This is a genomic window from Streptomyces spongiae, assembly GCF_009377185.1.
Taxonomy (GTDB): Bacteria; Actinomycetota; Actinomycetes; order Streptomycetales; family Streptomycetaceae; genus Streptomyces; species Streptomyces spongiae.
Map to the genome: position 1 here is coordinate 1 of NZ_VJZC01000525.1, position 7,020 is coordinate 7,020.

Here is a 7,020-nt window from a genome sequence, read left to right on the forward strand (position 1 = left end):
CCGTACGCCCGGCCCTCAGCCCAGCCAGCCCGGCCGCACCAACCCCGACTCGTAGGCCAGCACGACCAGTTGGGCCCGGTCGCGGGCGCCCAGCTTCACCATCGTGCGGCTCACATGGGTCTTGGCGGTCAGCGGGCTGACGACCAGGCGACGGGCGATCTCCTCGTTGGACAGGCCGATGCCGACGAGGGCCATCACCTCCCGTTCCCGTTCGGTGAGCTCGGTGAGCGACGCCGCGGCCGCGGGCTCCTTGGAGCGGGCGGCGAACTCGGAGATCAGCCGGCGGGTCACCCCCGGTGAGAGCAGCGCGTCGCCCTCGACCACGGCCCGGACGGCACGCACGAGTTCCTCCGGCTCGGTGTCCTTCACCAGGAAGCCCGACGCGCCGGAGCGGATGGCCTCGAAGACGTACTCGTCGAGCTCGAACGTGGTCAGCATGACGACCTTGACGTCCTTCAGGCCCTGGTCGTCGCTGATACGGCGGGTCGCGGCCAGCCCGTCGAGGAGCGGCATCCGGATGTCCATCAGGACGACATGGGGCCGCAGTTCGCGCACCCTGCGCAGTGCCTCCTCGCCGTCGGCGGCCTCCCCCGCCACCTCGATGTCCGGCTGCGCGTCGAGGAGCGCCTTGAAGCCTGCGCGGACCAGCGACTGGTCGTCGGCGAGCAGTACGCGGATCACCGGTCCTCCTTGACCTCGTGGGACTTCGCGGGCGACGTCCTCAGCGGCAGTACGGCGAGCACCCGGAACCCGCCGTCGGCACGCGGCCCCGCCTCGATCGTGCCACCGAGGGCGGCGGCCCGCTCCCGCATTCCGGCGAGGCCGTTACCGCTGCCGCCCGCGTCCGCGCCGGTCGCGGGCCCGTCGTCGTCGATGCGCAACCGCATTACTCCGGCCGCCTGTTCGAGGTGCACCCGCGCGTGCCGCGACCCCGAATGCCGTACGACGTTGGTGAGGGCCTCCTGCACGATGCGGAACGCGGCGAGGTCGGTGCCCGGCGGCAGCGAGGGCGCCTTGCCCTCGACCTGGACCGTGAGACCCGCGCCGGCCGCCTGCTCGACGAGTTCGGGCAGCCGGTCGAGCCCCGGTGCGGGAGCGCGCGGGGCGTCGCCCGGGGTCCGCAGCGTGTCGAGCACCTGGCGGACCTCGCCCAGGGCCTCCTTGCTGGCGGCCTTGATCGTCGTGAGCGCGGTGCGGGCCTGCTCGGGATCGGAGTCCAGGAGTGCGAGGCCGACGCCCGCCTGCACATTGATCACGGAGATGCTGTGGGCGAGGACGTCGTGCAACTCCCGGGCGATCCGCAGCCGCTCCTCGTCGGCGCGCCGCCGGGCCGCCTGGGCGCGCTCGGCACGTTCCCGGGCCCACTGCTCGCGACGTACCCGGGCCAGCTCGGAGACCGCGACGATCGCGACGATCCAGGCGGCGACGGGGACCTCCGGCCCCCAGGCGGCCGCGTCGTCCCCGGACGGTGGCAGCCACTGGTACAGCCAGTGCGCCACCAGCACGTGCCCCGCCCAGAGCATGCCGACCGCCCCCCAGGCGGCCTTGCGGTGCCCGGAGACGATCGCGCTGAAGCAGCCCAGGGCGACCGTGAGGAACACCGGTCCGTACGGATACCCGGCGCCCAGGTAGACCATGGCGGCGGCGGCCGTCCCGAAGGCGACGAGCACCGGGTACCGCTGCCGCCACAGCAGCAGGCCCGAGCCGAGGAGCAGGAGCACGCGCGCGAACAGGTCGACAGACGCGTGCTCTCCCTCCTGCAACCTGGCGGCGGCGTTCGTGCCGACCAGCACGAAGACGGTGAGGAGGAGCGTGGAGCGCCACGGCCACCGGGAGCCCGCGTCCTCGTCCGACCGCGTCCACCACGGCGGACCACCCGGCCACCGCGGCGGACCACCCGGCCACCACGGGGGACCTCCCGGCCTGCCTCTCTCTTCCATGACGGCCACGCTAGACGCCGCGCACCGTCCCGGGCGTCACCCGAGCGAGGTGATCACACGTACTCCCCGCGAAGTACGCCCCGTGCCTACTTGTCCAGCGCCATCAGGGCGCGCTGGGCCATGGGACGGCTGCGGACGATCTCGCCCAGTGAGGTAGAGCCGCGCGTGATGTCCGTGAAGGCCTTCCAGGCGGGCCGGAATCCGGTGAGGGCCGCGTGGAAGAGTCCGGGGCGGCGCTGGAAGGCCGTCAGCAGCCGCTTGCCGACGCTCATCTCGACGCCGAGCCCCGCCTTGATCGCGAACGCGTAGTTCAGGGCCTGGCGCCGGGTGTCCACCGCGTCGTGCGCCTCCGCGATCCGCACCGCCCACTCCCCCGCGAGCCGCCCCGACCGCAGCGCGAACGAGATTCCCTCCCGGGTCCACGGCTCCAGCAGCCCCGCCGCGTCCCCGCACACCAGCACCCGCCCGCGCGACAGCGGCGAGTCGTCGGCGCGGCAGCGCGTCAAGTGCCCCGAGGAGATGCTCGGTTCGAAGCCCGCGAGGCCGAGCCGACCGATGAAGTCCTCCAGGTACCGCTTCGTGGCGGCACCTTCACCGCGTGCGGAGATGACCCCCACCGTCAGTGTGTCGCCCTTGGGGAAGACCCACCCGTAACTGCCGGGCATCGGGCCCCAGTCGATGAGCACCCGCCCCTTCCAGTCCTCGGCGACGGTCTCGGGCACGGGGATCTCCGCCTCCAGACCGAGGTCGACCTGGTCGAGCTTCACCCCGACGTGCGCTCCTATCCGACTGGCGCTGCCGTCCGCCCCGACCACGGCCCGCGCGAGCACGGTCTCCCCGCCCTGCATGACCACGGCGACCGTGCGGCGGTCCGGCACCGACGAGCCGTGCTGCTCGACCCGGGAGACGGTGACGCCCGTACGCAGCTCCGCGCCCGCCTTCTGTGCGTGCTCGACGAGCTGCTGGTCGAACTCGGGCCGGTTGATCAGCCCGAACAGCATCTGCTTGGAGCGGCGGGTGCGCGAGAAGCGGCCGTCCAGCGAGAACGTGACCGCGTGCACCCGGTCCTGGAGCGGCAGTTCGAAGCCGGGCGGCAGCGCGTCGCGCGAGGGACCGATGATGCCGCCGCCGCACGTCTTGTAGCGGGGCAGCTCCGCCTTCTCCAGCAACAGGACGCGCCGTCCCGCGACCGCCGCCGCGTAGGCGGCCGAAGCCCCCGCCGGTCCCGCGCCCACCACGACGACGTCCCACACCCGCTGCACGTCGTCCGCCGAAGAGTTCTCGCTGCTCACGATGGTCTGTAGCTCCCGATCCAGCCGCCTGCCGCATCTTTCCCCCGCATCCTACGGCGGGCATCGTCGCAGGCCACTGTGGGAGGATCAACAGGCGCATGCGCCCTACACCAGTTGGCGCGTACGCATCTGTGTACCCAGAAGCACAACGTCGCACCCACGAGGAGCGTGCCCATGTCGTCGAATCCGGTCGCCGAGACCGTCGCCTCGCTGATGCCGCGCGCGCGGCAGGAACTCACCGAGCTGGTGGCGTTCAAGTCGGTGGCGGACTTCGCGCAGTTCCCGAAGGGCGAGAGCGAGGCCGCGGCGAACTGGGTGGCGGACGCGCTGCGCGCCGAGGGCTTCCAGGACGTGGCACTGCTCGACACGCCCGACGGCACGCAGTCGGTCTACGGATACCTGCCCGGCCCCGAGGGCGCGAAGACCGTCCTCCTCTACGCCCACTACGACGTGCAGCCGCCGCTGGACGAGGCTGCCTGGCTCTCCCCGCCGTTCGAGCTGACGGAGCGGGACGGCCGCTGGTACGGGCGCGGCGCGGCCGACTGCAAGGGCGGCGTGATCATGCACCTGCTCGCCCTGCGTGCGCTCAAGGCCAACGGCGGAGTCCCCGTCCACGTCAAGGTGATAGCCGAGGGTTCCGAGGAGCAGGGCACGGGCGGTCTGGAGCGGTACGCCGAGCAGCACCCGGAACTGCTGACCGCGAACACCATCGTCATCGGCGACGCCGGAAACTTCCGGGTCGGCCTGCCCACGGTCACCTCGACGCTGCGCGGTATGACCATGGTGCGCGTGCAGATGGACACCCTGGAAGGCAACCTGCACTCGGGCCAGTTCGGCGGCGCCGCACCCGACGCCCTCGCCGCGCTGATCCGCGTACTGGACTCGCTGCGCGCGGAGGACGGTTCCACGACGGTCGACGGGCTCACCGCCGACGCCGAGTGGGACGGTCTGCGGTACGAGGACGGGCAGTTCCGCAAGGACGCCAAGGTGCTCGACGGCGTGGGGCTGATCGGCTCGGGCACGGTCGCCGACCGCATCTGGGCACGCCCGGCGGTCACCGTGCTCGGCATCGACTGCCCGCCCGTGGTGGGAGCGACCCCGTCCGTGCAGGCGAGCGCCCGCGCGCTGATCAGCCTGCGGGTCCCGCCGGGCGTGGACGCCGTCGAGGCCACCAAGCTGCTGCGGGCCCACATCGAGGCGCACACCCCGTGGGGCGCGCGGGTGGACGTCGAGCAGGTCGGCCAGGGGCAGGCGTTCCGCGCGGACACCTCCAGCCCGGCGTACGAGGCGATGGCCGCCGCGATGGCGGTCGCCTATCCGGGCCAGGAGATGCAGTACGCGGGCCAGGGCGGCTCGATCCCGCTGTGCAACACCCTCGCCTCCCTCTACCCGGACGCCGAGATCCTCCTCATCGGCCTGAGCGAGCCGGAGGCGCAGATCCACGCGGTCAACGAGAGCGTGTCGCCCCAGGAGTTGGAGCGCCTCTCGGTGGCGGAGGCGCTGTTCCTGCGCAACTACGCGGGGAGCTAGAGGGCCCGGCGGGCGGGTCCGGTCACACGGGTACGCCTGCCTCCAGGTACAGCGCGGCGCCGCGTTCCCGCGCCCGCAGCGCCCACCGCAGCCGCTCGTACCGTACGGGCGGCAGCAGGTCGGCGGCCTCCTCCTCGGTGACGAAGCGCCAGCCGCGCAGTTCGGGCCCGGGCAGGACCGGCTGCTGGCCCCCGTCGGCGTCGAGGCGCCCGCCGTCGTACAGCAGGCGCAGTCCGCCGTACCCCGGGGGCGCGGGCTGCTCCCAGTCCACGACCAGCAGCCGGGGTACGTCGTCGAGGCGTATGCCGGTCTCCTCGGCGACCTCTCGCATGCCCGCCCGCGCGGGCGCCTCGCCGGGTTCGACGACACCTCCGGGGAATTCCCAGCCCGCTTTGTACGTCGGATCGACGAGCAGGACCCGGTCCTGCTCGTCGAACAGCAGGACGCCCGCGGCGAGGGTCTCGGCGGTGGGTTCGGGGGTCTGCACGATGTCGCACACCGGTACGTCTCCGGTGCGGACGGCCTGGGCGATGTGCCGGGCGGTCTCGTACGGGGTCTGGGTACTGGTGTCGACGAGATGGGCGTCGGCGGTGAGCCAGGAGTCGAGGGCGGCGTGGTACGGCTCGATGTGGTCGTACGCCCACTGGCGTACCCGCATCTCGCCGTCGGGGAGGTCCGGAGGGACCTCCCGGCCGGCTATTCGCTCACGCAGGATCGTTTCGGCCGGGGCGAGCAGTACGTGCCGCACCGAGATCCGGCGCGAGGCGAGGCCGCCGAAGATCTCGTCGCGGTAGTCCTGACGCAGCAGGGTCATGGGGACCACGAGGGTGCCGCCGAGCTCGGCGAGCAGGGCGGCCGCGGTGTCCACCACGAGCCGTCGCCAGCTCGACAGGTCCTGGAAGTCGCCGACCTCGGCGAGGCGCTTGGCCGGCAGCAGGTGTGTGAGTGTGCCGCCGATGACCTCGGGGTCGAAGAGCGTGCTGTTCGGGATCAGTTCGATCAGTTCCCGTGCGGTAGTGGTCTTCCCCGCACCGAACGCACCGTTGATCCAGACGATCACGGTTCCCCCTCTTCTGTTGGCCCCCTGAGGCTTGCCCGCTTCACCCCGCCACGGAAACCAGCCGCTGATGAGGCGCCGACCACACGACGCCAGCGGGAGGGCTACCCGCGGGCACCGGCGCGAATGCGGCCTCCGCGAATCCCTCGTGTCTCACGGACATCGCTGGATCCGGACGACTAGCCCTTGTCTCCCTGGGAAACTGAGGCGATGGACGGATAATTCGCTGAACGGATCCGCTGCCGAGGGAGCGGGGCAGGCGAAATGGCGACCGAGCCGCGATGGAGCGAGAAACTGCCTTCCGAGGAGACGAAGAAGTGTCACGCCGCCTTCGACGGCGGGCTGGGTGACGTGACCGGGGCCCGACTGGCGACGGAGGAGTTCCTGCGTGCCGTGGCGCGTGCCTCACCACCGACGGCGCCCGAGCACTGGGACGACGTCCTGCTGGTCGTCAACGAACTGGCCGCCAACGCGGTCCAGTACGCTCCCGGGCCGTTCGAGCTGACGATGCGGCGCACGTTCGACGGTGTGCACGTGACGGTCCACGACACCAGCACCACACCCCCCGCACCGCGCCCCTTCCATCCCCAACACGGCGGTGGCGGCATCGGATGGCATCTGGTGCACACGCTGTGCACGCAGGTCAGCGTGGTGGTGCGGGACGACGGCAAGGACGTGCACGTCTTCCTGCCCTGGTGAGGCCCTCAGGTGGGGCCGGGGGCGACGTCAGGACCGTCCGAGGTGGCGTCGCCCGGGTGGTGGCCCGTGCCTCAGCTCATCGGTACGAGCACGCTGATGGTCTTGCCCCCCTGGGAGCGGGGCACGATACCGATGTCCCGGGCCAGACGGATGATCAGCGGCCACCCGTATCCATTGCCCACATGGCCGTGAGGCAGCGCGCCCGGACCGTAGGCGACGGCGGGTACGACATCGCTGTAGTCGTGCACGCTCAGCCGGATGCCCTCGGGGGTGGGAGTCACCTCGAACCCGGCGATGCCGCCGCCGTGCCGGATCGCGTTCGTCACCAGTTCGGAGACGACCAGCAGCAGGTCGATGACGGCAACCTCACTCGCGCGGCGGCCCGGCCTGTCCCAGCGCTCGCGCACGACGTCCCGCGCGAACTGCCGTGCCGACGCGGCACTCGTGACGGCGACCTGCGGCTGCGGCGCTCCGCCCCGCGCACCGTCGCCCGAAGCGACGG

7 protein-coding genes are annotated in these 7,020 nt (G+C 72.1%); 2 read left to right on the plus strand and 5 right to left on the minus strand.

All coding sequences use genetic code 11. The features are described from left to right. Positions 1-15: 15 nt before the first annotated feature. The 3 genes from FNH08_RS40340 to FNH08_RS40350 form a co-directional block, all read right to left on the minus strand. On the minus strand, positions 16-681 hold the full coding sequence (locus FNH08_RS40340; RefSeq protein ID WP_322726248.1) for a response regulator transcription factor: 666 nt from the start codon (positions 679-681) through the stop codon (positions 16-18). Next, positions 678-1,940, minus strand: coding sequence for a sensor histidine kinase (locus tag FNH08_RS40345; protein ID WP_152776488.1), 1,263 nt, complete (start codon positions 1,938-1,940; stop codon positions 678-680). The genes FNH08_RS40340 and FNH08_RS40345 overlap by 4 nt, the downstream gene beginning before the upstream one ends. Positions 1,941-2,026: 86 nt before the next feature. After that, positions 2,027-3,232 carry a geranylgeranyl reductase family protein gene (locus tag FNH08_RS40350; protein ID WP_322726250.1) on the minus strand — a complete coding sequence of 402 codons (1,206 nt, stop codon included), beginning with the start codon at positions 3,230-3,232 and terminating at the stop codon, positions 2,027-2,029. 174 nt (positions 3,233-3,406) lie between these two features. On the opposite strand from FNH08_RS40350, the gene FNH08_RS40355 reads away from it, so the two are divergent. After that, positions 3,407-4,762, plus strand: coding sequence for a dipeptidase (locus tag FNH08_RS40355; RefSeq protein WP_152776490.1), 1,356 nt, complete (start codon positions 3,407-3,409; stop codon positions 4,760-4,762). 22 nt (positions 4,763-4,784) lie between these two features. Here the strand turns inward: FNH08_RS40355 and FNH08_RS40360 are convergent, their stop codons facing one another. Beyond that, on the minus strand, positions 4,785-5,822 hold the full coding sequence (locus tag FNH08_RS40360) for an NUDIX hydrolase (protein ID WP_322726251.1): 1,038 nt from the start codon (positions 5,820-5,822) through the stop codon (positions 4,785-4,787). Between the two features lie 261 nt (positions 5,823-6,083). Between FNH08_RS40360 and FNH08_RS40365 the strand changes: the two genes are divergently transcribed. Then, positions 6,084-6,518 (plus strand): ATP-binding protein, encoded by a 435-nt coding sequence (locus tag FNH08_RS40365; RefSeq protein ID WP_152776492.1) that lies wholly within the window; start codon positions 6,084-6,086, stop codon positions 6,516-6,518. Between the two features lie 71 nt (positions 6,519-6,589). Here the strand turns inward: FNH08_RS40365 and FNH08_RS40370 are convergent. Next, on the minus strand, positions 6,590-7,020 hold a 431-nt coding region (locus FNH08_RS40370), incomplete at its 5' end, for an ATP-binding protein (protein WP_152776493.1).

What these genes read in the sequence shown, in the direction of transcription:
- FNH08_RS40345 (WP_152776488.1), bottom strand. Translation starts at nt 1,940, where the DNA reads ATGGAAGAGAGAGGCAGGCCGGGAGGTCCCCCGTGGTGGCCGGGTGGT.
- FNH08_RS40355 (WP_152776490.1), top strand. Translation starts at nt 3,407, where the DNA reads ATGTCGTCGAATCCGGTCGCCGAGACCGTCGCCTCGCTGATGCCGCGC.
- FNH08_RS40365 (WP_152776492.1), top strand. Translation starts at nt 6,084, where the DNA reads ATGGCGACCGAGCCGCGATGGAGCGAGAAACTGCCTTCCGAGGAGACG.